This is a genomic window from Agathobacter rectalis ATCC 33656 (genome assembly GCF_000020605.1).
GTDB lineage: Bacteria > Bacillota > Clostridia > Lachnospirales > Lachnospiraceae > Roseburia > Roseburia rectalis.
Map to the genome: position 1 here is coordinate 3,232,393 of NC_012781.1, position 22,891 is coordinate 3,255,283.

Consider the following 22,891-nt stretch of genomic DNA (forward strand, 5'->3'; position numbering starts at 1 on the left):
CCCTAACTGCTTCATAAGTTTACATTATACTTCTCCATCTTCCTGTGACTGCCTATATCTCCTCTGATAATAGTCCATAGCCCTATAATCAATCACATCCTTCATCTGACAAACCATTACCGGATTATCAATTAGCGGTCTCAGCTCTTCTCTAAGCCCGATTGCCACACCATCTTTTTTCACAAAAAATCCCTTTCCCGACTCCAAAAGGAAATGCACCGGCATAGATAGAATCTTCTTTAAATGTTCCTTATCCGATATGGAATTGTATTTTTGAATAGTCATATTTTTATCGAGATCTTTCCAGTTGGTTCCGGTTGAAAAGAACTCCTTCCAGCTTGAAAGCAGCTGCTCTTCCGACACCTCCATCAGGATATTTCCATGATTATAAAAAGCCATAAGCACCGGCATTTTATACACCTTTGACATGCTTGTATTTTCAAGCAGACTGATAAATTCTCTTCCTATTCCTTTGTAAAAAAACTCTTCATCCTGATTAAGCTCATCCAGTTCTTTAAGAAATTCGAGATATTTCTTAAATGGATTATCCTTTGAATGAGCAATGGCTATTTCATAAATTCCATCATCCATATATGTGAACAAATCCATTCTGTCCGGGCGCCTTCCGAGAAGCTCCTTAACCCTGAAATATTCATTAATTATCTGGTCTTTAAGCTTTAAATGTTTTCTGTCCATTTCCGCAAAAAGATCAATCAGCTTCATATCAAAATCTACCAGACAATCATCCGGAAAAGCTGATGTATCTGACGGATTATACACACCTGCATGCTGATTACTCCTGTCTGACAGAAGAAAACGCACTCTGCCCGCCTTCTCATAATTGCCGATAAAATCAAGCACAGTCAGAAACTCTTTTCCTCTGCATTTACGGAGTCCTCTTCCAAGCTGCTGGAGAAAAACTATCGGAGATTCCGTAGGCCTGAGGAACATTACCATATCAACTGATGTGATATCCACACCTTCATTAAACATATCCACTGAAAAAATCACTCTGATTTTGCCCTGCTTAAGCTGCCTAATAGCTACATTTCTATCCTCTGTGTATTCGCCGCTTGCATCGCTGAACACTGCTACAGATGGTATTCCCCTTTTTGAAAATTCTTTTGCCATCTCCCTTGCATGCTCCCTTGAACAGCAGAAACCAAGCGCCTGCCTTGAGCCGTATTTACAATAATATTTGTAAATCAGCTCATATCTGCGAACGTTGCCTATATAGGTTTCATTTAATTCCTTTTCATCATATCTGCCTCTTACTATATGCAGCTTTGAATAATCTGTTTCATCAAAGATTCCATAATAATGAAACGGCACAAGCATTCCTTTGTTGATTGCTTCCTTTAGCGAAATCTCATATGGCACATTGTAATCGCAGATTTCATAGATATTTTTTCCGTCCATTCTCTCCGGAGTCGCGGTGAGTCCCAGTAGAAATTTTGGCTTAAAATAATCAACAATTCTCTGATACTGTTCATTAACAGCATGGTGGAATTCATCAATCACAACATATGTAAAATAATCCGGTGCAAAGTAATTTTCATTCAGATATTCCACTCTGCCAAGAGTCGCTACTGACGCAAAAATCACCGACTTTTCAGTGCATTTACTATCTCCGTTAAAGAATCCGTAATCATCTGAATCACGTACATTTTTAAATGATTCTGCAGCCTGCTTTAATATTTCCTCGCGGTGTGCAACAAACAAAACTCTCTCATAATTTTTTGAATCAAACGCCGCAAGATATGTTTTTCCGACACCGGTTGCAGCCTGAACCAATGCTCTCCTTGCGCCCTCCGCTCTCGTATTTTCAAGCGCACACAAAGCCTCTATCTGCGCGCCTCTCGGCTCAAATAGTGGTATCTGATTTGATGTCTCTTTATCGTCCTTCAAATCGTATCTGTCCAAGTCCTTTGATACTGCCGGACGGTGCCAGTTCTTTGAATATTTTTTCAGTTCTTCATCGTCTATTACTATGGAATGATTTTCGAATAAGTCTACAAAAGTATTGTAAAACTTCTCATAATTAATCGGATCTGTTTTATTGCTGAATCTGTAATTCCACTCGATACCGGATGTCAGTGCACTTCTTGAAATATTAGAGGAACCAATGTATAGCTCACTGTAATCCTTGTAATGAAACATATATGATTTTGGATGAAATGAACGGTTTTTCTCATTATAAAAGCGCAAATCGATCTGGTCACCAAGCTTATGCTTTATGAGATACAGTGCTGATGGCTGCGTAATGCCAAGATAGTTTCCTGTCAGAATCCTGATTTTTGCACCACGTTTTAGTGCATTATCAAGCTCACCGAGCAGCATTTTCACGCCTGATTCCATCAGGAACGAAACAATAATATCCACACTGTCAGCCTTTTTTATACTGTCTGCTAGCTGAAAGTACAGATACATTCTCTTATCCGCGCCTCCGGTCATTGCATCTGTCGAATATTTTATTTCATATACATCATCTAATTCTTCTGCAGTATTACGTTCAGCCATTTTTCTTCTCCCCGCCCCGGTCTTACATCGCCTGTAATCCACTCTTCCTTTAGTTGCAGATTATCTATTTCACCAACAAACTCTTCAAATGTCTTTTCCGTGAAATCTGTGAAATAGCGGCCATTTCTTTCTCCTTCAAAGTCACCATACTTAAAGGATGTGTAGATTATGCCGTCTTCCTTTAATGCTTTAAGCATTTTCATAAACACGGCTTTAAGTTCATTCTTAGGAAGATGAAGTATTGACGAGCAGGCCCATATGCCATCATATTTTTTGTTCTCGTCAAGTTCTTCAAATAGCAGCCTTCTGACTTGTATTCCTGTGTAATTGCTTGCGATATGACACATTTCCTCTGAACCATCTGTAGCATCTACATAAAAGCCCTGGTCCAAAAAATATTTTGTATCTCTTCCTGAACCACAGCCAAAATCCAATATATATCCGTGCTCCGGCAACAGCGTGCTAAAGCGATTTTGTGTCTCATAAAAATCCACATTTATTGTTGTTTTTGCAAAATTATCTGCATTTTTGTTGTAATATTCCAAGGTTTTGTTTTTGTTCATCATGAGTTTATTATACCATTAAGCATTGAAAAAAACTATATTTTAAAACCTAACTGATCTTCATCATTTACTTTGTCTTCCTCTATCATCACCGTCTTATCCTTACCATCTCTGATTACTTTGCAAATGACTCCGCCGTCTGTCACAAACACAATCTTTCCTTTTGCCTTACCACCGATTTTGTCATACAGTCTGCCTGCACTCATTGACTCACCCTTCACGGTGTATGGACTGTTGGCTACGTAGCCTACCTTGCCAAGTCCTTTAATCTTTACCTGTATTGCTTCGTTGTCATACTCATTGTCCGGCTCCTTGACAAGCTTGACCTTCATGCCTTTTTCCATGAAGTCGCTTCCGTAATAATGGTTGCATCCTGCTATTGTAAAATACATTTCTTTCATTGTCGTGTCCTCCTGTCTTTTTTACCACTCTTCATAATCCTCATCCATTGCATCATCTACACCGGCCGCATAGTCATCATCACTGTCGTACCTGTCATAATCATAGTCACCATTCATATAGATATCATCATATCCTTCATCATATGAATCATAAGAACTCGAGCTGCTGTGATATGATGAACTACCTGTTGATCCGCCTGAATAGCTTCCGCTATTGTCATCGTCATATGCATTTGATGATGAACCTGCAGAGCCTGAGCTGCTATTATATGATTTATCCGAATAAGATGAGCTACTGCTTGATGAACTGTTTCCTGATGAGCTGCTTCCTGATGATGTATATCCGCCTGAATATGGCTTATGCAAGTAGCAATAACTGCTGTTTTGTGTCTGTTCATTATTACATCCCGGCTTTATGCATTTTGGTGTACTCTCTTCCATAGCATTACCAATAAATGCAAATATGGCTATTACAGCAATTACTACGAACACATTCATGCCAAAAGATGAGCCGCTGCTATATGAACTGTGATTAGTATTTGAATTATTATCATTAGTGCAGTCCTTGTAAATCATATACTCTAAATAATCGTCCTGCATGTCATTTTTTCCGTTGTGATTCCAGTCGTACATTGCCATAGGTATTACCTCCTGATATTATACCGGTCCGTCGATTTTACATTCATCATAATATTTGCACAGCATACATAAGCTGTTGCATTGTTTTGAATGATGCAGTGTCCTTTTTATCCAATAAATAAATTTTTCCATTTTGTCCTGTCCTCCTGTTTTCGTAAATTAAATGCTTGTTTCTTATGATGGCTATAGCTTAGCATTTTACGAGTCCCAAAGTCTGCCCTCGCGCATCGAATCTTTGTTCTTTATTGCAATAAATCGAGTAGGAGGCGGTGACTAACCGCCGTCCTCTCACAGCACCGTACGTACCGTTCGGTATACGGCGCTTTCAATAGTTGACGTGCACAGACTGATAGGCTGTGGCTAAATCGTAAAAGCCACTGTTTATCAGTCTTTCTTTATTCAGCGCCCAAATCACAGCTTTGTTATTGCTGATATACCAATACTTTCTGCGACTGTTTGCTATTGTTGCCGCATAGTGTTCTGGGATTCCCAGCTTGACTAGATTTTTATATTTCGTTCTAGGTTTCTTCCACTGTTTCCATATGCACATGCGTATTCTGTGATAGAGCCATCCGTTGATATCATCTATGTTGTTCTTCATGCTTGCAATTCCGTAGTAGTTAAGCCATCCTCTTGCATATACTTTGATTTTCTCAAGGCTTGGCTTGATTGACTGACATCGCTTACGGGAAGATAACTCCTTCAGTCTGGACTTAAACTTCTTCCATGACTTCGGATGAACTCGGACATATATGCCTTTTCCGTTCCTTCCCAATGCAAAGCCAAGGAATTTAAAATTTCGGATTGCAAACACGCTGACTGTACGGCTCTTTTCTCGGTTGACTGTAAGTTTCAGCCTCTCCTCAAGATATTTTGTACTGCTTTCCAAGAGTCTCTCTGATGCTCGCTTGCTCTTTGCAAGAAGCACGATGTCATCTGCATATCTTATGCATGGAACACCTCTTTTCAGGTATTCCTGGTCGAACTCATTGAGGTAGATGTTTGCCAGCAATGGTGATAGATTTCCACCTTGTGGTGAGCCTTCCTCTGTGTCAATGACCACTCCGTTTTCCATTACACCGCTTTTCAGATAGCGCTTTATCAACTGTACTACACGTTCATCTTTTACATTCTTTCGTAGAAGATTGATGAGAATTTCGTGATTAAGAGTATCGAAGTACTTTGACAAGTCAAGGACTACAGCGAATGTATAGCCTTGTTCTGCATACTCCTTAACCTTAAGTATTGCATCTTTTGCACTTCTGTTCGGACGATAGCCATAGCTACCATCTGCAAACAGCGGTTCATAGATTGGCACTAACTGTTGGGTTATTGCCTGTTGAAGTGTACGGTCTATCACTGTTGGTATGCCAAGCTTTCGCACACCACCATCTGGTTTGGGAATTTCAACTCGTCTTACTGGAGACGGAGTATACTTTCCACGATAAATGCGGTCAGTTATCTCTTGTTGATGTTCCTTTAGATATGGAAGAGCCTCTTCAATGGTCATGCCATCAATTCCCGGCGCTCCCTTGTTTGCCTTAACTCTCTTATACGCTCTGTTAAAGTTGTCTTTATACAGTATCGTTTCCAAAAGTCTCGGCTGTGCACTGTCTCTTTCTTTCCATATCCGATTGAATGACCTAGACGCTTTCACATACCCTTCATGTTCCGCATTATCTCTTTGCGAACAGCCATTGTTTTCAATGTTTTCTGCCATAGACGGTCATTCCTCCTTTCTCGGTCATACTCAAGACTCCTACTGATTCGGTCCTTCACCTCTCGGCTACTATGACCTCTGCTGACTTCTATGCGTTCAGCATTGCTTTATGCAATGGTTACCTCTTTCAAGGCATACCGCACAGACCTCCCTAGGTACCACACGTTTCTTCCTCTCCATCCATCTGCCTCATTTATCATGCATGATTCCGTGTAGTTATTGGGCTTTAACATGGGTTGCTGTCTTACCCACATGCATGACCTCATATGAGATTTCTGTTCGTCAGACCAGAGATTTGCCCGTGAGTTGGTATATTCCTCACATCCAGCTTCCTTCAGATTCCATCTCACGATGGACACCCTTGCCTTCGGCTATATCCTTCCCACTACCTGGCGGATTCGGGACTTTAACCCGTTAGAAACGTGCGCCGCTAGGCGCACAACTACAAAAAAGGACGCGGAATCTCTCCCACGTCCTCAAAACTATCTGGCTTTATCTTCTCTTACCTTCGCTGTTTCCCTCATACACGATAGTCACATCAAAATTAGCAGATTATTTACCATTATTTCAATACCCATATTCATTCTTTTAACATTTTGATATACATATGTATTACTATAACAATACTCCTGTATATACAAATCACATCTTCATTATGAAGTGTATTCTATAGCTTTTTACAATCAGATGCAGTTTGCCGATGTCACGGTTCCATACATGACAGATGGGAAATTAAACAAATAAGTTAAATCAAGGACTATAGCATATCAACTATAGTCCTCTTTTTGTTGTTCTTGCTATTTATGCCACATCTCTTTTATGTATTCTGATAACTTCTACAATAAGGACATTTCTCTGCATAACCGTCCGCCTTTTTGTAGCTTGCATCACAATTCTGGCAGACAACTGAGATCATGTGCAGCTTTGAAGGTTCTACTGGCTTATTATCCATCAATTCCTGTTCGCCCGGAAGAATTTCATAACGTACCGAGCTTGGATCATATTCATATTTTCCCTGATATTCAAAAATATCTATGGTCATGCCCAAAGGATATTGCGAAGACCCATGACAGAAACTGGTTGGAAGAATCGCTTCTCTTTCTATATGATAGTTATCAAAATAATGGACAACGGTATTGAGTGGGTAGCGGCCATTTATTAAATAGGAAGTATTTTGTACATAGCCGTAAATTTTTGCCGGATAGCAGTTTCCGCGTTTCCGGATGCTGGACTTTTTCCAAACACCGATGATAAATCCAAAGGGTAGTTTCTGCCACCTAATACATATGACTGCGGCTCATTTGTGGTGAATTGAAAAGCAGTTGTAAGAAAGGACTCAAAAAGCCTTATAACCGCTGGAAATCAATACAAAAGGAGCTGAATTTTATGAAAACATCGTTTCCTGATTTATTTTGTTTGTTTGCTGTTTTCTTCGATATTTGCCACAAGACGGTCGAAATCACTCTGATATGTTCTGTCCTGCAAAACACGGAATTTTTCAAATTCACTTTCTGCAAACGCCTTTGCGATGGCAGCGGTCACTTTGCCTTTGTCATGTAAAATATCTTCTTCGTTGAACTGGAGGAACGCATCCAAACGATTAACCCAATCCTGCATATACATGATATTTCCCCGCCGTGCCTGTCTTTCGGCATAGTCCAGATACATTGTCACGATCTCATTCAGATTTATCATTTCTTCTTCGTTCAAGTAGTTTTTGGCGATTGAAACATCCGACTTGCGAATACGCCCTTGCGGAGCATTTTTCCAAGTTGTCAAGCCCATGTTTGGTTTTGTGCTATCGGCTCGTCCATAAACAATCTCAGCCGCCGTATGATGAGTGACAGCGTAATGAAGCTTATTCTGTACTGTGGCAAAAAACTCTTTTGTAACAGGACTGTTCACATCATAGTCAGCACTGCACTGGGAGTAAATGTCCGTGATTTTTTGATAAAAACGGCGCTCGCTGGAGCGAATATCACGAATACGCTCCAACTGTTCCTCAAAATAGTCCTTACCAAAAAGGTTTTCTGGTTCTCGCAGTCGTGCATCGTCCATCACATAGCCTTTAATAATAAATTCTTTTAATACTCGATTTGCCCAAATGCGGAACATCGTAGCCTTTTTAGAATTAACACGGTATCCGACAGCAATAATGGCATCCAGATTGTAATAGCTTGTATTGTACCGCTTGCCGTCTGCCGCAGTTGTTTCCATTTTGGAAACAACTGCTTCTTCCTGCAATTCGCCGGATGTAAAAATATTTTTCAAATGTTTTGAAATAGCCGCCTTTTGCACTTCAAATAATTCTGCCATCTTTGCCTGCGTCAGCCACAAGTTTTCCTGATATAAAAGGATTTCAACCCGAACTTCACCATTATCGGTTTTATAAAACAGGATTTCCCTTGTTTCATAAGGAGTTAGCCCATATTCTTCGTTCATATCCATTCCCTTCCTTTCCTATCAGAACATACTATAATTAACGAGCCATTTGAGTTTCTTTCAAAATAATAAATATCACTTGCTTTTATTACTTTTTTTGCACCCAAGTAATTTCTATATATTATTTGAGTTGGCTCCAAATGAATATACCAGACGTCAAACATTATGCTTAAAATATACCATAATAAACAAAAAATAACTATACCAACATTTAAGTAAATCTTTGCATCCCCACTAACATTTGATGGAATAGTACTCAAAAAAGATAATAACACTGTAAAAAACACTGCAATCACGAAAAGAAAATAAGAAATCTTTTTCTTAGAGAAATAGGTTCTTCCCATCTCATCCTTTTTATATTTTACATTTCCTAACAATTTAGGAACGATAATTTTTATAAGAGTAAAAATTATTACATATGTGAATGTTCTAATTCCAATCCATATATAGTCCACAAATCAAACCTCCTATCAACATACTAAAAACAAGCATACATACTATAAAACCAAGCATGCAACTAATAATCCCTGATATCCATAGCGCAGGATATATTTTTCGACTCTTTCGTGTGATAATAGAAATCACGATTCCAATAAACGAGAATAAAGGTCCCAAAAATATAACATCAATATAGGTATACGGCGCATGATTTGCGCTGTAAAAGTAAAGCACAAATGAAAATAACGAGAGTATACCAAACACAAGTGATGTCGAAGCCAATATTTTGTTGGTAGATATTTTCTCTTTCATTGCATAAATCTCTCCTTCAACTCCCAATTTTGTAAAACACATCCGTTTCATGTAGACACTTCATCCAACAATTACCGTACATATACAATATATACTGCTGCTTTCACGATTGCCTGCACCTTTCTTTCCGTACCCTGAAATTAAAGCTTTCTTAACAGCTCGCTTGGCCTTTTTCTGTCGTCCTTGCCTTTATTGATTTCTTTATACTCGGTGTTCTCATTCCAAACTTCATCTTAATCGCCTCTGTTGTTTCAAAAAACGCTCCTGCTGCCAAGTACATGGTCAAATTCATCAAGAACATCCGTCATCAGTCCCTTATCAATCCGACTTTTACACTCTGCAATCAACACAGCAGGGATTCCATAAAATGCTTCAGAATTTCAAATTCATGGTGCAATCCATCCGTCCATACCGGACCTACTGTATGAATAATATATTTTGCCTTTAGGTTATATGCACCAGTGACAGCAATATCACCTCTTGCAATTTTGCCGATATTCGCTCTTTCTGCGAGAAGCTTTTCTTTTCCTGCTGCCTCATATATTGCTAAATCCGTGCCACTTACACATATCGGATTTGGATTAGCAGTATTTACAATCACATCTGCCTTTACTCGTGTAATATCGTTGCGGACAATCTTAAATGGCATTGCGGCACCTCCTTATCCATGCCTGTATTACTTTAACAGCTTCCTTATCTGCTTATCCGTTGCCTCGGGATACATCTCATGCATATAATCTACAATCTGCTTCCATGAGTCCTGTGGATTATCCTTGTAGCAGGAAGTCACATAATCGTATCCATAGATATGCTCAATGGATGAATATACTGCAACATCCCATCCGTATTCAATACCTCTCTTATTCACTCTCTTCTTAAAATCGCAGTTGCACAGATATGTCTGCATCATAAGATTCGTTATTGCACCATCAAATCCCTTTTCTCCATCCTTACCAAATCCAGCTTGTTTTTTCAATTCATTTGAATAAATCTCTGAATCAGCATTATCTTCCATAAAATTGACCATTATCTTTTTATGCTTATTAGGCGCTTTTCCATCATCATATAATGCATCAAAATCATATCCATCCCGGCGATAATTAGCAAATACAGGAAGCCACTTTTTTGATATAAATCCTGCCTTCTTATCAAAGAACTTTCCATAGACGATATCATGCCGCCTTGCTATAATAGCCCGCCACATCCACGGATCAATCTCCGGATTATCACTCCACCAGTACTCTGGAACAGTTCTTTCTTCAAGTGAAAACCCATCTATTTCATTCTTAAATAATGGCAAAAAGCCAAATTCATTTATATACTTGATTGCTTCATCTACAGAATGGATGCAATCCGGGTTGTCCCACTTCATGCCATGCATAATCCATTCACCTGATTCGTTTCCCATAATACACCTCTATATGAACACTATTACAGTAATACTACTCCCAACAGCAAGATTATAAGCATAATGATGTATCCAATTATTAATGTCATTATCCAGCATGTATTGACAAAACTCATATTTTATGTTCCTGCCCCTCGATTTCCTTTTGAATCCATGTCATAATTACATCTACAAGATAATCCTGCTGCACCTGACTCAATTCCTTGCCCGGCTGCATTTTATGCCACTTTCGGATGCACTCCCTGCAGCATGTAGCTGTTGCATGCTGAGCGATAAATACCGGATGACCTTTCATTGGTGTCTGCTTGCCATCATTTGCTATATATGCCGGAGCTTCTCTCTTTGCAATAAAATCCTTTGCATGTTGTCTGATTGTGTCCAACCCTTTTTCATTTATGTAATCAATATCTTTCTGCTTCAGATGGAAACTGCTTCGGAACCTGGAATTATCCAGCCGCTCAAATAACTGCCTGTACCATTCATCCTTAGTCATTAAAACTTCACCACTCGTTCCATAAAAATCACCTATTATTACTATCTATCAATAATAGGATTATACCACCATTTACCCCTATTCAACAAATACAATACCATAGATTTTCTCAGACTTAAGATATTTCCCAGACTACAGTACATGTATTCATTTTTGACCTCCTTTTCCCTGGACTAAAAAAACGCCCAGACTAGATTTTTCGTAAATCTAATCTGAGCGTTTTATATCTCTCAGGTCTGATTTCTCAGACAAGAAAACCAATTTTACAGATTTTGACACCCCTTTTCCTATATTACACAATATTTGAAAATACCGGGTGGAAATCATTACCTCTCATTTGGGTGGAAATTTTTAATTTTTAGTGGATGAAATAATCATTTTTTTAATGATTTTCGTTTTTCTTTATCTTAACGCGATAATCCTGGCTTGTCTGTGGGTAAATTATCTCTTATCGTAATATACTTCTGACCAGTTCAATATAGTTCAATTTTACAGTTTCATAAAAAATATTGTCAGAAATCAGTTTCATAGTTGAATCAACATAATCGTCAGCATAAAAATCTTCTTGTACGAGTTCTTCTGCTACAGCCAGCAGATCAACATCCTCCCTTGCGGATGGAGTTATTTTAATATCCATTTCTGCTCTATGCTTTCTAACATCTGTAAAGAGCCTCTTGAAATCATCATCTATTGTAATATAATTTTTCAGTTTAAAGATATCATATAAGTGTCTGGAATTTCTCGTTGCCCTTCCTACCATATAATAATCACATACAGCAAAAATTTTATCTATAATTGTTCTGGATAGTGTCTGTGTCTTCATTTTAAATGGTTCTAATCCATAATCTCTCAAAATCTCAGATTCTTCTGTTGCAAGACAATCAAATATTATACTCGTAATTTCCTTTTCTTCTGTTGGATAAGAATATGACATTAACGCGGTCTCCAGCTTCACATATGGCCGCAGACCCTTTTTATCTTCTGAGCAAACCGAGTCATATACGAAATCATAGTGATTATAATCCTTATCGCTTTCGATAGACTTCCAATTATCAATTTCTAAGTCTAAGTCTTCGCTGATTGGTTGTAGTAACTGATATTTTATTTTCTTCCTTCTGGCTTCTCCCAAATGCTCTTCAAATGTGATATCAATGTCCTCTGAAAAACGGTCTATTACATGATAAGCCTTGGAAAGGGATGTTCCACCCTTAAACACCACATTGGGATTTCTCTGTACCAGTTCTTTTAATATCATTGTCACATAGTAATCTTTTTCAACGATACTTTCATCTATGCCCGTTCTTTCTGATACCGTTACAATAATATCTCTCAACAATTCTTTATCATCTTTATGCAAATACATCGTCCAGCCTCAATTCGTAATAATATCTAAATATTGCAATCGGAAACTCTCTTATATAACTATCCACATCATTTTTTGTGATGCCATGTATCTGCACAAATTGAGATACTTTGTCATGAGCCACATCATAGCTTTCATCCAGATACATATCCAGATTTTTTAATAAGTCAAGTAGCTGCAGCACATAAACATTTTCTTCATTTACCGGAACCACTGGTCTTCTTACAATGAATGTTCTCTTTCCAATTGGAATTTCTCGTATTTTTGCTGCCATGTTATTGCTAACAATCTCAACTTTATTTGGAACCTGTGTTGAAATTCCCAGCTGATTGGCAAATGTATTACCAGAATAGAAACCATCTACTTTTCCACCTCTGGAAACATACTTGTACCTGGCAACCATATCTGCATTTACGCCTACATTTGTTTTTAATCGTGATTTCTTAGGCAAATAATAAATGCCGTTCTCATATTTTTGTAGTTTTCCCTCATCGCACAGCTTTTTTAGCTGCTGGTTTACTGCAGATTTTGTAATTCCCTCAATCACTATATCAGAAAAGAATATAGGCTCTGCTTCCTTATAATTATTTTTCAAGAATTCATATAACATAAACCTCATTCCTTTCCCTAAATTTTTGTAACTATAATGGTTACTTTTGTTAATAACATTCTATTCCTGTTTTTAAAATCTGTCAATGTTATTTTGATTGCTATGGTTAGTATATCCAAAGCAGAATAAAATATAAAAAAGAACTGTCACCCTTAGGATTTCTCCCAAAGCCAACAGCTCTTAAATTTTCATAAGACCTGATATCTGATTCCCTGCGCTGATGATCTGATTTGTGTTCGAAGTGATGCCTCGATAATAACTACCAACCTCATAAAATACAGGCAAAAATTGTGCTGTATTTTTCACTTATTTTACATTTGCCTACATTTCATTCATTGCGACTGCAAAAAGAGACCATAAAAAGTGACCTGAAATGATTTCATAATAACCTTCTTTCCTCGGCCTGTCGATCAATGGATTAAGAACTCCATATTTCTTAATACTGTCCTGTAGTTCAATCATCTGACTGTCACCGATCACCTTGAATGGATGATTCGTAAAAGTTCTTAACCGCTCCATTTCAATTTCAACTACTTTTTCATCCGAATCTCTGATATCCGTCTTTTGTAGCACGAAATGGTAGTTCTTCGTTTTCCATAATCAAATCACACGCTGTCCCACCGATGATGACATATTGATTTTCAAAACCTTGAAATCTTTCCTTAAATTTTGTAAATCCACTGACCATTACTCATGCAACCTTCTTTCCTGCAATTCATCTACTGCTTCTTCAATTCTTTCATCATTTGTATCTTTAAAAGATAAAACAAGTGAAATATCATCAGCACTGTTATCCTCTGAAAATTGTTTTGGGTTGTATGCCCATAATTCAAGTCTGACCTGTTTATCCGGGTCTATCAATTCATCAGTCAGCAAGGATTTATCATAATCTTTCTCACTAATTGCATAGGTAACAACTCGGCTTGGATTTAGCATTGTTTTTTCAGAAAGTGCCGTTTCCCCTGCAAAGACCATATTTTCTGTAACTTGCGTCTTATCTATATATCCTGTTTTTCGAACAGGAGTCGTCAAATATACTTTTGCTTTTTCAAATAATTCATCTCGCTTATATTTTGACTCAATAAACTTATTAACACCGTCTTTTGCTACAAGAAACAAATCTGTCGTTTCCAACTGCTTCACTGCTCTGGTCAAGGTCATTGCTGTAAACGGAAGCACTTTTCCGGCTTCTGAAGTATACAATCGTTTTTTCTTACTGTACAGATAAAATAAAAACAACTGCTGCGTGGAGTAAACAAACTTACCAGTCAGCTTTTGGGGTTCTTTTTCATCAGAAAGCATTGTCCCAATGAAAGGAAGAAAGACCTGCTTATCAGTAATAAACGGTATATTATTTTCTATAAGGCTTTTTCTTCGATAATTTGATACCGTTGTAAGTTCAAATACGACTGGCACATTATCAATCTGCTGTATTTTTACAATTTGTTTTTTCAATGCCGGAAGTGTGGCAAGTTCTTCTGTTGGAGCAAGCATTATACAGCGTCTGTTTCCAATATATGCTGTATGAAAATCATAACTCCCTGCAATATAAACAGGCAAAGAATCCTGATGATTCCATGCTTCATATTTTATAGAAATCCCGAATACGCTTGTAAGCATATTTCTCATTCTCCTTTTAACTCAATTTGTTTTATTTTAACTTAGTCAATGTTATAAGTCAAGTTTTTGAGTTATTTTGAATTTATATTTCCTTTTTCCGTGACCTGCTAAAGGCGCTTTCATCAGAAATAAAGGCTTAGTGAATGACTTATTCTACCATACTTTTTCATTTGAGCCGAAGGTAATATCATAAGGTGTAAGCGGTAAATTCTCCTCCGACCACTCCGAAACAAGCTCCGGGTGTACTTCTGCCAAACTGTTATTCATAGTCAAACCGAGGCCTACTTGTGCTTAGAGTATATGAAGTTTTAGCTTTTGTCTTGTAGTTTACGAATATCCGAAAATCAAAAAAGCCCTTTGAGAAAAGGATTTCTCCTCTCTCAAAGGGAAAGTTGGCAAACTTGAATTTCATAAATTCACATATTAAGAATTTAATTTACGTCTATTGCCCTGTAAACTACTTTAAATTCCTCACAAAGAATACTTGTTTGTCCATTGAATTCAAGCTCTGTTTCTGCAAATTCTTCTGCAAAGAAATCTTCATGAACATCTCTCCAGTATGCAAGACTTCGGTCTCCTTCCCCTTCCTTGTAAGCGTGTTCCTTTGATACTTCATCAAATGGAACCACTGTAGTCTTAGTGGTTTGAATAACACAAACTGCCTCATCCTTTGAGTTTAAAATAATACTATAATCACCCGACTGTGGTAATGGATCTTCTTCTCCTTCCATAAAATATAGATCATATGCAGATGCAGTTGCAGTCTTAATTCCCGTTAATACAAGGTCTGCCAGCTGATCAGGTGCATCTCCAAATCCCCACGCCTTATAAGGAGTATCAATATCTATATTCTCTTTCTCGCAATATGCTTTCCATAATTCTTCTGCTCTCATAATGCTCCAATCTGTAACTTCCGATTTTAATTTATCTACTCTAAAGTTAATAACTCATAAGTTACTTCTATATTGATAGAATAAAATGCATAGCTTGCAAAGTCAAGTAAACTATCTATAATTACTTTTCGTTGGCAATATCCTAGCAATATTTCTAAAACTCCAAACTATCCGCATTAAGCAGAAAATACTTCATTCCCATGATTACAAAGCCTTCCTCATTTCTCCAAGGCTTTTTTGTTCCGTTTACTACCACGATCTTTTTAAATGAATCAGGGATATTTCTAAATAAATTAAATTCCTGCTTCTGCTTTTCCTCAGAGGTCATATCATAAGCCACCTGAATATAATATCTCTGACTCCCCTGATTGACCACAAAATCAACTTCAAACTGCTTTCGAGTTGTTTTTCCTTCATCATTTTTCGCATACACCTCTACAATACCAACATCCACATTATAACCTCTTATAAGCAGCTCATTGTAAACAATATTTTCCATGATATGAGTAGGTTCCTGCTGTCTAAAATTCAATCTTGCATTTCTAAGTCCCACATATTTTCTACCTTTAATATCATATCTGGCAGCGGGAATGAATGCTCACCTTGCAAAGCCTGTAAAAATCGAAAATGTAAAGAAAATTTTGTGCGATTATTCGGTATAGCGATTAGGATTTCTCGAATCCGTAAACCCATTTTCCACGTAAGAACAGATACAGAAAAATCACGGAGCTGATACCCCAAGTCAATGGGTATGCCCAGAAAATCACTCGTATATCCGGGAGAATACGAACTGCCACAGTAATGTAGCTTACGCGAAACAGGCACCAGTCACAGAGCATAACGATCATCGGAACGGATGCGTTACCTGATCCACGAAGTATTGCTGCGATGCAATGAGAAAACGCCAGCAGACAATAAAATAACGCAATTGTTCTGGACTGCATGACTCCATAATGTACAACATCAGGATCTCTGTTAAACGCTGTGATCAGTACCGGTGCTGCCACATATATGATAATACCGATAAACTCTGCAATAGTAATCGAGCAGAAAACTCCAAATCTTGCTCCCTTTTTCGCCCGGTCATACTGTTTTGCACCCAGATTCTGACTGACAAAGGTTGTCAGAGCCATTGTAAAACAGGTCACCGGCAAAAAGGCGAATCCCTCTATCTTGGAGTAGGAACCACATCCTGCCATCGCCATTTTTCCAAATGCATTTATATTTGACTGTACAAAGACGTTCGCGATCGCGATCACTGAATTCTGAAAACCGGATGGTACACCATTCTGGACGATCTGCCTCAGCATAGAACTGTCAAAACGAATCTCTCGCAATTCCAAACGGTATTCTTCTTCCACACGCAGCAGATGAACCATACAGAGCAGTGCACTGACAAACTGTGAAATTGCGGTTGCAAGTGCTGCTGATCCGACTCCCATGCCAAGACCTGCGATAAAGAAAATATCCAGAACGACATTGACACCGGAAGAAATAATCAGATATATCAGTGGATGGCGTCCATCACCGACCGACTGCAGAACTCCAACAAAGATATTGTACATGACAACACCCATAGACCCTGCAAAATATGTACGGAAATACACAATAGATTCCGGGAGCACGTCCGCAGGAGTTCCCATCAATACCAGGATCTTTGGTGCCAGAAACATTCCCAAAATTGTCAGCGCAGCCCCGGCCACAAGTCCAAATGCAACCGTTGTATGGATTGCCTTTTGCAGACAGTCTCTTTTTTTGGCTCCGTAATATCGTGCAATAACAACACCTGCACCCATGGCAATGCCGTTAATAAAACCTACCATCAGAAAAATCAGATTTCCAGATGAACTGACTGCCGCCAGTGCATTACTTCCTAGAAAATTTCCTACGATCAGGGAATCAGCAGTATTATACAATTGCTGGAACAGATTTCCCAGAAACAATGGAATTGCAAAAAAAATGATCTTTTGGGAGATACTTCCCTCTGTCATTCTCAGACTCTTTTTCATAGTTAAAATTACTCTTCCCTTTCCTGTGTTCTTTGAATCAATAGAGATGAAGGACTGCTCTTCGTGATAGTTGCCTCTCTAGCTTATTATTTGTACCATACCATGCATATGTTGCTGATGTCAATGTAAAGACTGCTTGTAGAGCTGGAATTTGGAACGTGCTTTATAAATCTTTTCCGATCCCCTCAAGTTCGTTCACGGAATCCTTGTTTTTTTCAAGTTCATCTCTGGCTGTTGCGTAATATGATTTTTTGAAAAGCATATCCCATGAAAGATATTTTGCCATACAGTCAAACTGCTTATCAATCAGCTCATACTGGATACTGTCTACGGGAGAACCGCCTACAACAATCGTGCCAACTTTTTTATTTTTTAACTGCAATCCACGGCAGTAGCACTTATCAATGATAAGTTTCAATTGTGCTGACATTCCCCACCAATAAACTGGTGTAGCAAAAAGAATCATATCTGCGGCAGCAATTTTATCAATTGTAGGATTTGTATCATCCTTATCGACGCATCCCTTAGAGCATTGACAGACACCACATCCCTTGCATGGTGCAATATTGAGTTTGTCAGGTTCAATGATTTCAATTTCATTCTTTTCTGATGCTCCTTTTATAAATGCATTGATTGCTGTCAGCGTGTTTCCTTTTCTGGCACTTCCATTAATGATTACAATTTTCATGCGTGTATCCTCCATCTTCCGATTTGTATGTCTCTATTATACCATAATGATACTATTATAAAAAAGGAAAAAAGCAGTAATGAATTTTCTTACTGCTTAAAACAACTGTTCTCAGGGGGAATCGAACCCCCAATTAGCGCTTAGGCGCTCGAGATACCACTGTAAATACATACAATGGTTAGTCAACCTAAGTCAAGGAAATCCTTGGTTTTCTTATTAGATTAACTATATTATAACGTGCTGTAGGTCGGATATCGATGATTTTTTGACCATATTTTACTCGGATTTACTTACTGCTACTTCTAGATAAAAAGATGGAAGCAGTTGCTCCGTATTATTTTTCAAACTCTGGTTTCCAGTTTGCAAACTGTACAAGCTGTTCATCCATGCGGTGATAATATCTTTCATTCTTGTCCAGCTTTGCAATCTGTTCCATTTCTTCATCTGTTAATGTAAAATCAAAGATATTCATATTGTCCTTAATGTGTTCTGCATTTTTACTTCCAGGAATTACAACAAATCCCATCTGAGTATGCCAACGGAGAATAACCTGTGCAGGTGTTTTTCCATATTTTTTGCCAAGTCCTGCAAATACCAACTCATTCATTAATGCTGTATCTCCATGTCCCAACGGATACCAGCTCATAAGCTTAATTCCATATTTGTCTAAAGTTACACGAAGTTCTTTCTGTGTGAAATATGGATGTGCTTCCACCTGAATAAACTGAGGTACAATTTCCCACTTTGTTTCCAACTCTTCCATATATTTTCCTTCAAAATTCGAGATACCAATGGATTTTGCTTTGCCCTCTCTATACGCTTTTTCAAGCATTCTGTATCCGGCAAGCCAGTTGCCTGCAGGCTGGTGTATATAAAGTAAATCCACATAATCAACACCAAGTCTTTCTAGAGTTTCTTCTACAGCATTCTCATTTTCATATTCACTAGCCCATATTTTTGTTGATAGAAATATATTTTTTCTGTCAATTCCACTATCCTTGATTGCTCTTCCAACTGCACGCTCATTTACATAAGCATTTGCTGTATCAATTAGGGAATATCCCATTTTTAATGCCTCTAATGTACTTGTGTAGGCATCCTCTGGTGATAACATAAAAGTGCCTAGTCCAAGCATTGGACATTCCAAATTGTTATTCAACTTCATATTTTCCATCTTTTTAGTCCTCCTGAAATTTTTCTTTATCAAGCATTTTTATTACTTTTGCCGGATTTCCAACTGCTACTGCATAATCCGGTACATCCTTTTCCTCATATGGCTACACCTCGTTCTTTATTATTTATTTTCATCAAGCAAAATAACACCTTGCGCCGGATTTTTATCAATTGCACCAACTATCTCATGTGGAACATATAGCTCTTCTATATCTGTATTTCCGAGTTTACCGTATTCCATGGTGCTCTCCTTATCTTAATCCAGCGTACTCTTTCTCCGATACCGCCTCACACCACTCATTGGAACAATCCACTCCCGGCACTTCTATTGCCAGATGTGAAAACCATTCATCCGGTGCGGCTCCATGCCAGTGTTTAACACCTGTAGGAATATTGATGCAGTCACCTGGCTTCATTTCTACAGCTTCTTTACCTTCTTCCTGATAATATCCTCTTCCGGCAACACATACCAGGATCTGCCCGCCTCCACTTTTTGCATGATGGATGTGCCAGTTATTTCTGCATCCAGGTTCAAATGTCACATTGAAAATTCCAATCTGAGAAGTAGAGATCGGTGCAAGAAAACTTCTGCCGGAAAAATACTGTGCAAAGCCATCGTTTGGTGCACCGATTGGAAATGCCATCTCTTTAGCATGCGCACGCATCGCTTCCTCTTCGTATGGCAAATCTCCTTCACCTGCTTCCCACACTTCCTTTGCAAGATTGAAAACAGCCCATGCTTTTGGCCATCCTGCATAGAATGCAACATGTGTGATCACAGCAGCAATCTCTTTTTGTGTCACACCATGTTCTTTTGCATTCTGTAAATGATATATTAAAGAAGAATCCGTAATTCCGGAAGCCATCAGAGCAACCACTGTGATAATACTCCTTGTTTTTACATCGATATCCTGGTTATTCCAGTTTTCGCCGAAAAGTACATCATCGTTAAAATGTGCAAATTCCGGTGCGAATTCACCAAGTGCATTTCTTCCTGCTGTCTGTACTATTTTTTCCATATTCTGTATACCTCCATAACGCTGTTATTTATAAAGAGTTTACCCATTCACTGATTTCCTGTTTCGTTCCACAATTTAGCAGTCTGCCTTCTGTAATAACCGCATCCGGTGCAGATGACTGCAATTCTTTCACAGTGTTTCCAAATCCACTTCCTCCGGATGTTGCAAAAAGCACAATCTTTTTACCACTGAAATCGTAAGCTTCTAAAAATGTATTGATGATTGTCGGCGCAACATACCACCAGATTGGGAATCCCAGAAGGATCTCGTCATAAGAACTCATATCCATCTCTTTTTTCATAATCTCCGGTCTATATTTCTTATCACTCATTTCCACACTGCTTCTGGATTTTTTATTCATCCAGTCAAGATCAGGCTTTGTATATGGAACTTTCGGCTCAATCTCAAACAAATCCGCTTTTACTTCCTCTGCGATCATCTCTGCTACTTTTTTTGTTGTTCCGCTTGCACTGAAAAATGCCACTAATTTTTTACTCATAATAAAAATCCCCTTTCTTTGCGAATTTTTTGTATAAAAATAGATGTATAAGATTTGAATTTCTCTTATACATCTATTTTATACCTGATATTTTTATTATGTCTAATGCTTATATTGAATTCCATTCTATGCCTGAAAAGCATTTATTTCTTCTATCATTTTACTGACCGCCAGAGAATATGGAATGTTTCGTCGCCAGGCAATCACCGTACTGGTCGTGATTTCAGGAGAAATTCTTCGCTGTACAAGAATATCCTCTCGCCAATACTTTGCAGCACCTTCGATTGATATTGGATAGCCCAGTCCATTTGCCGCCATGACTCCTGCATTTGTTCCGAGATTACTTGTAAAAGCAATCTGCAGTTTCGAAAAGTCTTTTCCAAACCAATTGGCAAGTTCACTTTGAACATTTACTCTTTCCGGCAGGATCAATGGTTTTCCAATAAGATCTTCTTTTCTTATAAACTCTTTTTCTGCCAGTGGATCATCCGGCCGCATTCCAACACACCAGTGATCGCAATCTGTGATTCTGATATAATCCAGCCCTTCGGTATCCACCGGCTCCATGAATAATGCAATATCTACAAGTCCTTTGTTCATCATCTCATACACTGCATCTGCTGTTGCAGTATGCAATACAATCTGAACCAGCGGGTATTTTTCTTTATATGTTTTACATATCTTCGCCAATGTCTCCACCGCTGCAAATTCACCGCATCCAATGGTTATATTTCCCTCTACAACATCTTCTTTTCCTTTCAGTTCCTCAAGTGTTTTTTCCTCAAGATTAAGGATCTCCAGGGCACGCCTTTTTAATAAAATTCCCTCTTCAGTAAGCGAAATTTTCTTCCCGCTTCGAATAAATAATGTTACTCCAAGCTCCTCTTCAAATGCCGCCATTTGTCTGGATAGCGTTGGCTGGGTAATATGCAATTGTTCTGCTGCTTTTGTAAAGCTCTGTTCTTTTGCCACCGTCAGAAAATAGCGCAATAGTCTTAATTCCATATTTATATACACCTCTTTTATGAGAAAGAATAATATTTTCAGTAGAATAGGATTGATTATCATCCCTCCAACTTCCGATTTCTCAGTTTCAAAAACTAAAAGTTGTTGTATTCTATACTGATACATCAATAGAATTACGAACTAGTCTATTACCATTTTTTACAAGTGTTGCTTCCGCTGATTCTCTTGTGACATTATCAAGAATACTTGTATCAAATTTTTGTCCCGGTTTCCAATTTGGATTAGCTGCTTTCACTGCTGCATACATAGCGGATCTATACTGTCCTTCATATTGTTCTAAAGTCCATGTACCACTTAAACGTTTATCTTTATTCACACTTAATTGATAATCTTTGAAAATATCTGAACGCTTAGTTGTATCACCATTTGAAACACCATTTTCTTGAATAAATTCTTTCTTTACATTATCAAACATTTTTTGACGATATTCCTCAGATACATTCGTGAGTTTCTGCCACGATGTACCTTTGCCAGTAACATCCATTCCTGCCACTCCATTTGCATTCAGTAAATCCCCATCGGAATCAAATTGTTTCATCAAATTATTAACAATAGTATCCCTTCCGCCAAATATTTCATATATCATTTTTCCTTCTGGAGACATCATAGCTTCGTTCTGAATTACTCCTTCTAACCAGCCTTTTTCTTTCAAAGCTTTATATTGTTTGCTATTAGTATTGACACCACTATAGGCATTACCTAATCCACTAATATTCATCGACATACAAAAACCTTCCTTGTAAATAAACTAAAACTCCGTTTAAAACCAAATCATTATTATATATATTATATCGTCATATCTCCTACAAAAATAAATAAGGCAGTTCCACAAATCCAAAGATGATGGTCTATCAGAGAGACTGTTATATATCTTCAAGTTTAAAAAGATAATTTTCAATAATTTTTCAAAAATCAGAATCGACAATTCATGACAAATCAACCCTGAATCGGGGAACGTTTCTCATAGAAAAGAACTACAAAAAATAAGAAAATTAAAACGGAAAACCATTGTCTGTAGTATAAGTATTTGTTATTATGAAGTAAATAGAGGATAT

25 protein-coding genes and 1 pseudogene are annotated in these 22,891 nt (G+C 37.9%); all 26 read right to left on the reverse strand.

The annotated features are described in order from the left end of the window. Nucleotides 1-24: 24 nt before the first annotated feature. Entirely contained in the window at nt 25-2,520 is a 2,496-nt protein-coding gene (locus EUBREC_RS15360; protein WP_012744174.1) for a DEAD/DEAH box helicase family protein, read from the reverse strand. Further along, complete coding sequence (locus EUBREC_RS15365) at nt 2,490-3,086, reverse strand: class I SAM-dependent methyltransferase (RefSeq protein ID WP_012744175.1); 597 nt, start codon at nt 3,084-3,086, stop codon at nt 2,490-2,492. The genes EUBREC_RS15360 and EUBREC_RS15365 overlap by 31 nt, the downstream gene beginning before the upstream one ends. A 32-nt stretch (nt 3,087-3,118) precedes the next feature. After that, a complete protein-coding gene (locus tag EUBREC_RS15370; RefSeq protein WP_012744176.1) occupies nt 3,119-3,484 on the reverse strand; it encodes an HIRAN domain-containing protein in 366 nt (121 codons plus the stop codon). Nucleotides 3,485-3,505: 21 nt separating this feature from the next. After that, on the reverse strand, nt 3,506-4,123 hold the full coding sequence (locus tag EUBREC_RS18100) for a hypothetical protein (protein ID WP_306718534.1): 618 nt from the start codon (nt 4,121-4,123) through the stop codon (nt 3,506-3,508). A gap of 325 nt (nt 4,124-4,448) precedes the next feature. Further along, the gene (gene ltrA, locus EUBREC_RS15380; protein ID WP_012743605.1) at nt 4,449-5,843 is read right to left on the reverse strand and encodes a group II intron reverse transcriptase/maturase; all 1,395 of its coding nucleotides are present in this window, start codon (nt 5,841-5,843) and stop codon (nt 4,449-4,451) included. A gap of 817 nt (nt 5,844-6,660) precedes the next feature. Next, entirely contained in the window at nt 6,661-6,885 is a 225-nt protein-coding gene (locus EUBREC_RS16740) for a hypothetical protein (RefSeq protein ID WP_012744178.1), read from the reverse strand. A gap of 365 nt (nt 6,886-7,250) precedes the next feature. Then, entirely contained in the window at nt 7,251-8,291 is a 1,041-nt protein-coding gene (locus EUBREC_RS15395; protein WP_012744179.1) for a virulence RhuM family protein, read from the reverse strand. Further along, nucleotides 8,282-8,740: a DUF6560 family protein gene (locus tag EUBREC_RS15400; RefSeq protein ID WP_012744180.1), complete on the reverse strand. Its 459-nt coding sequence runs from the start codon at nt 8,738-8,740 to the stop codon at nt 8,282-8,284. Before EUBREC_RS15400 ends, EUBREC_RS15395 begins: the two co-directional genes overlap by 10 nt. A gap of 446 nt (nt 8,741-9,186) precedes the next feature. After that, nucleotides 9,187-9,327 carry a hypothetical protein gene (locus EUBREC_RS17845; protein ID WP_167527334.1) on the reverse strand — a complete coding sequence of 47 codons (141 nt, stop codon included), beginning with the start codon at nt 9,325-9,327 and terminating at the stop codon, nt 9,187-9,189. Between the two features lie 51 nt (nt 9,328-9,378). Further along, on the reverse strand, nt 9,379-9,684 hold the full coding sequence (locus tag EUBREC_RS15410; RefSeq protein WP_012744183.1) for a macro domain-containing protein: 306 nt from the start codon (nt 9,682-9,684) through the stop codon (nt 9,379-9,381). 27 nt (nt 9,685-9,711) lie between these two features. Beyond that, nucleotides 9,712-10,443 carry an AlkZ-related protein gene (locus tag EUBREC_RS15415; protein ID WP_012744184.1) on the reverse strand — a complete coding sequence of 244 codons (732 nt, stop codon included), beginning with the start codon at nt 10,441-10,443 and terminating at the stop codon, nt 9,712-9,714. A 112-nt stretch (nt 10,444-10,555) separates the two neighbouring features. Beyond that, nucleotides 10,556-10,936: a DUF4186 domain-containing protein gene (locus EUBREC_RS15420; RefSeq protein ID WP_012744185.1), complete on the reverse strand. Its 381-nt coding sequence runs from the start codon at nt 10,934-10,936 to the stop codon at nt 10,556-10,558. A gap of 448 nt (nt 10,937-11,384) precedes the next feature. Next, a complete protein-coding gene (locus EUBREC_RS15425; protein WP_012744187.1) occupies nt 11,385-12,299 on the reverse strand; it encodes a nucleotidyl transferase AbiEii/AbiGii toxin family protein in 915 nt (304 codons plus the stop codon). After that, complete coding sequence (locus EUBREC_RS15430; protein WP_041254311.1) at nt 12,286-12,909, reverse strand: DUF6088 family protein; 624 nt, start codon at nt 12,907-12,909, stop codon at nt 12,286-12,288. The genes EUBREC_RS15425 and EUBREC_RS15430 overlap by 14 nt, the downstream gene beginning before the upstream one ends. Nucleotides 12,910-13,230: 321 nt before the next feature. Then, nucleotides 13,231-13,482: a ParB N-terminal domain-containing protein gene (locus EUBREC_RS15435; protein WP_306718535.1), complete on the reverse strand. Its 252-nt coding sequence runs from the start codon at nt 13,480-13,482 to the stop codon at nt 13,231-13,233. 114 nt (nt 13,483-13,596) lie between these two features. Next, nucleotides 13,597-14,529, reverse strand: a complete 933-nt coding sequence (locus tag EUBREC_RS15440) for a hypothetical protein (RefSeq protein WP_041254313.1) — start codon at nt 14,527-14,529, stop codon at nt 13,597-13,599. Between the two features lie 153 nt (nt 14,530-14,682). Further along, a complete protein-coding gene (locus EUBREC_RS17600; protein WP_330367726.1) occupies nt 14,683-14,796 on the reverse strand; it encodes a zinc-ribbon domain-containing protein in 114 nt (37 codons plus the stop codon). 164 nt (nt 14,797-14,960) lie between these two features. Then, the gene (locus EUBREC_RS15445) at nt 14,961-15,422 is read right to left on the reverse strand and encodes an ASCH domain-containing protein (RefSeq protein ID WP_012744194.1); all 462 of its coding nucleotides are present in this window, start codon (nt 15,420-15,422) and stop codon (nt 14,961-14,963) included. Between the two features lie 154 nt (nt 15,423-15,576). Continuing rightward, nucleotides 15,577-16,008 (reverse strand): annotated as a pseudogene (locus EUBREC_RS15450) (ATP-binding protein); the annotation flags it as partial. A 79-nt stretch (nt 16,009-16,087) separates the two neighbouring features. Then, the gene (locus EUBREC_RS15455) at nt 16,088-17,431 is read right to left on the reverse strand and encodes an MATE family efflux transporter (RefSeq protein ID WP_012744196.1); all 1,344 of its coding nucleotides are present in this window, start codon (nt 17,429-17,431) and stop codon (nt 16,088-16,090) included. Between the two features lie 163 nt (nt 17,432-17,594). Next, nucleotides 17,595-18,119: a flavodoxin family protein gene (locus EUBREC_RS15460; protein WP_041254315.1), complete on the reverse strand. Its 525-nt coding sequence runs from the start codon at nt 18,117-18,119 to the stop codon at nt 17,595-17,597. A gap of 334 nt (nt 18,120-18,453) precedes the next feature. Beyond that, entirely contained in the window at nt 18,454-19,293 is an 840-nt protein-coding gene (locus EUBREC_RS15465; protein WP_012744198.1) for an aldo/keto reductase, read from the reverse strand. A gap of 250 nt (nt 19,294-19,543) precedes the next feature. Then, nucleotides 19,544-20,311 (reverse strand): carboxymuconolactone decarboxylase family protein, encoded by a 768-nt coding sequence (locus EUBREC_RS15470; RefSeq protein WP_012744200.1) that lies wholly within the window; start codon nt 20,309-20,311, stop codon nt 19,544-19,546. A 28-nt stretch (nt 20,312-20,339) separates the two neighbouring features. Beyond that, nucleotides 20,340-20,810 (reverse strand): flavodoxin, encoded by a 471-nt coding sequence (locus EUBREC_RS15475; RefSeq protein ID WP_012744201.1) that lies wholly within the window; start codon nt 20,808-20,810, stop codon nt 20,340-20,342. Between the two features lie 126 nt (nt 20,811-20,936). After that, nucleotides 20,937-21,815, reverse strand: a complete 879-nt coding sequence (locus tag EUBREC_RS15480) for a LysR family transcriptional regulator (protein WP_041254735.1) — start codon at nt 21,813-21,815, stop codon at nt 20,937-20,939. 112 nt (nt 21,816-21,927) lie between these two features. Next, complete coding sequence (locus EUBREC_RS15485) at nt 21,928-22,554, reverse strand: DUF3879 family protein (RefSeq protein ID WP_012744203.1); 627 nt, start codon at nt 22,552-22,554, stop codon at nt 21,928-21,930. Between the last annotated feature and the right edge of the window lie 337 nt (nt 22,555-22,891).

Excerpts from the sequence above, each read along its gene's own strand:
- EUBREC_RS15440 (WP_041254313.1), bottom strand. The coding sequence starts at position 14,529 with ATGCTTACAAGCGTATTCGGGATTTCTATAAAATATGAAGCATGGAAT.
- EUBREC_RS15465 (WP_012744198.1), bottom strand. The coding sequence starts at position 19,293 with ATGGAAAATATGAAGTTGAATAACAATTTGGAATGTCCAATGCTTGGA.
- EUBREC_RS15485 (WP_012744203.1), bottom strand. The coding sequence starts at position 22,554 with ATGAATATTAGTGGATTAGGTAATGCCTATAGTGGTGTCAATACTAAT.
- EUBREC_RS15415 (WP_012744184.1), bottom strand. The coding sequence starts at position 10,443 with ATGGGAAACGAATCAGGTGAATGGATTATGCATGGCATGAAGTGGGAC.
- EUBREC_RS15420 (WP_012744185.1), bottom strand. The coding sequence starts at position 10,936 with ATGACTAAGGATGAATGGTACAGGCAGTTATTTGAGCGGCTGGATAAT.
- EUBREC_RS15460 (WP_041254315.1), bottom strand. The coding sequence starts at position 18,119 with ATGAAAATTGTAATCATTAATGGAAGTGCCAGAAAAGGAAACACGCTG.
- EUBREC_RS15470 (WP_012744200.1), bottom strand. The coding sequence starts at position 20,311 with ATGGAAAAAATAGTACAGACAGCAGGAAGAAATGCACTTGGTGAATTC.
- EUBREC_RS15365 (WP_012744175.1), bottom strand. The coding sequence starts at position 3,086 with ATGATGAACAAAAACAAAACCTTGGAATATTACAACAAAAATGCAGAT.
- EUBREC_RS17845 (WP_167527334.1), bottom strand. The coding sequence starts at position 9,327 with ATGAATTTGACCATGTACTTGGCAGCAGGAGCGTTTTTTGAAACAACA.
- EUBREC_RS15360 (WP_012744174.1), bottom strand. The coding sequence starts at position 2,520 with ATGGCTGAACGTAATACTGCAGAAGAATTAGATGATGTATATGAAATA.
- EUBREC_RS15410 (WP_012744183.1), bottom strand. The coding sequence starts at position 9,684 with ATGCCATTTAAGATTGTCCGCAACGATATTACACGAGTAAAGGCAGAT.
- EUBREC_RS15445 (WP_012744194.1), bottom strand. The coding sequence starts at position 15,422 with ATGAGAGCAGAAGAATTATGGAAAGCATATTGCGAGAAAGAGAATATA.
- EUBREC_RS15425 (WP_012744187.1), bottom strand. The coding sequence starts at position 12,299 with ATGTATTTGCATAAAGATGATAAAGAATTGTTGAGAGATATTATTGTA.
- EUBREC_RS16740 (WP_012744178.1), bottom strand. The coding sequence starts at position 6,885 with ATGACCATAGATATTTTTGAATATCAGGGAAAATATGAATATGATCCA.
- EUBREC_RS15480 (WP_041254735.1), bottom strand. The coding sequence starts at position 21,815 with ATGGAATTAAGACTATTGCGCTATTTTCTGACGGTGGCAAAAGAACAG.
- EUBREC_RS15455 (WP_012744196.1), bottom strand. The coding sequence starts at position 17,431 with ATGAAAAAGAGTCTGAGAATGACAGAGGGAAGTATCTCCCAAAAGATC.
- EUBREC_RS15430 (WP_041254311.1), bottom strand. The coding sequence starts at position 12,909 with ATGTTATATGAATTCTTGAAAAATAATTATAAGGAAGCAGAGCCTATA.
- EUBREC_RS15370 (WP_012744176.1), bottom strand. The coding sequence starts at position 3,484 with ATGAAAGAAATGTATTTTACAATAGCAGGATGCAACCATTATTACGGA.
- ltrA (WP_012743605.1), bottom strand. The coding sequence starts at position 5,843 with ATGGCAGAAAACATTGAAAACAATGGCTGTTCGCAAAGAGATAATGCG.
- EUBREC_RS17600 (WP_330367726.1), bottom strand. The coding sequence starts at position 14,796 with ATGAATAACAGTTTGGCAGAAGTACACCCGGAGCTTGTTTCGGAGTGG.
- EUBREC_RS18100 (WP_306718534.1), bottom strand. The coding sequence starts at position 4,123 with ATGGCAATGTACGACTGGAATCACAACGGAAAAAATGACATGCAGGAC.
- EUBREC_RS15395 (WP_012744179.1), bottom strand. The coding sequence starts at position 8,291 with ATGGATATGAACGAAGAATATGGGCTAACTCCTTATGAAACAAGGGAA.
- EUBREC_RS15475 (WP_012744201.1), bottom strand. The coding sequence starts at position 20,810 with ATGAGTAAAAAATTAGTGGCATTTTTCAGTGCAAGCGGAACAACAAAA.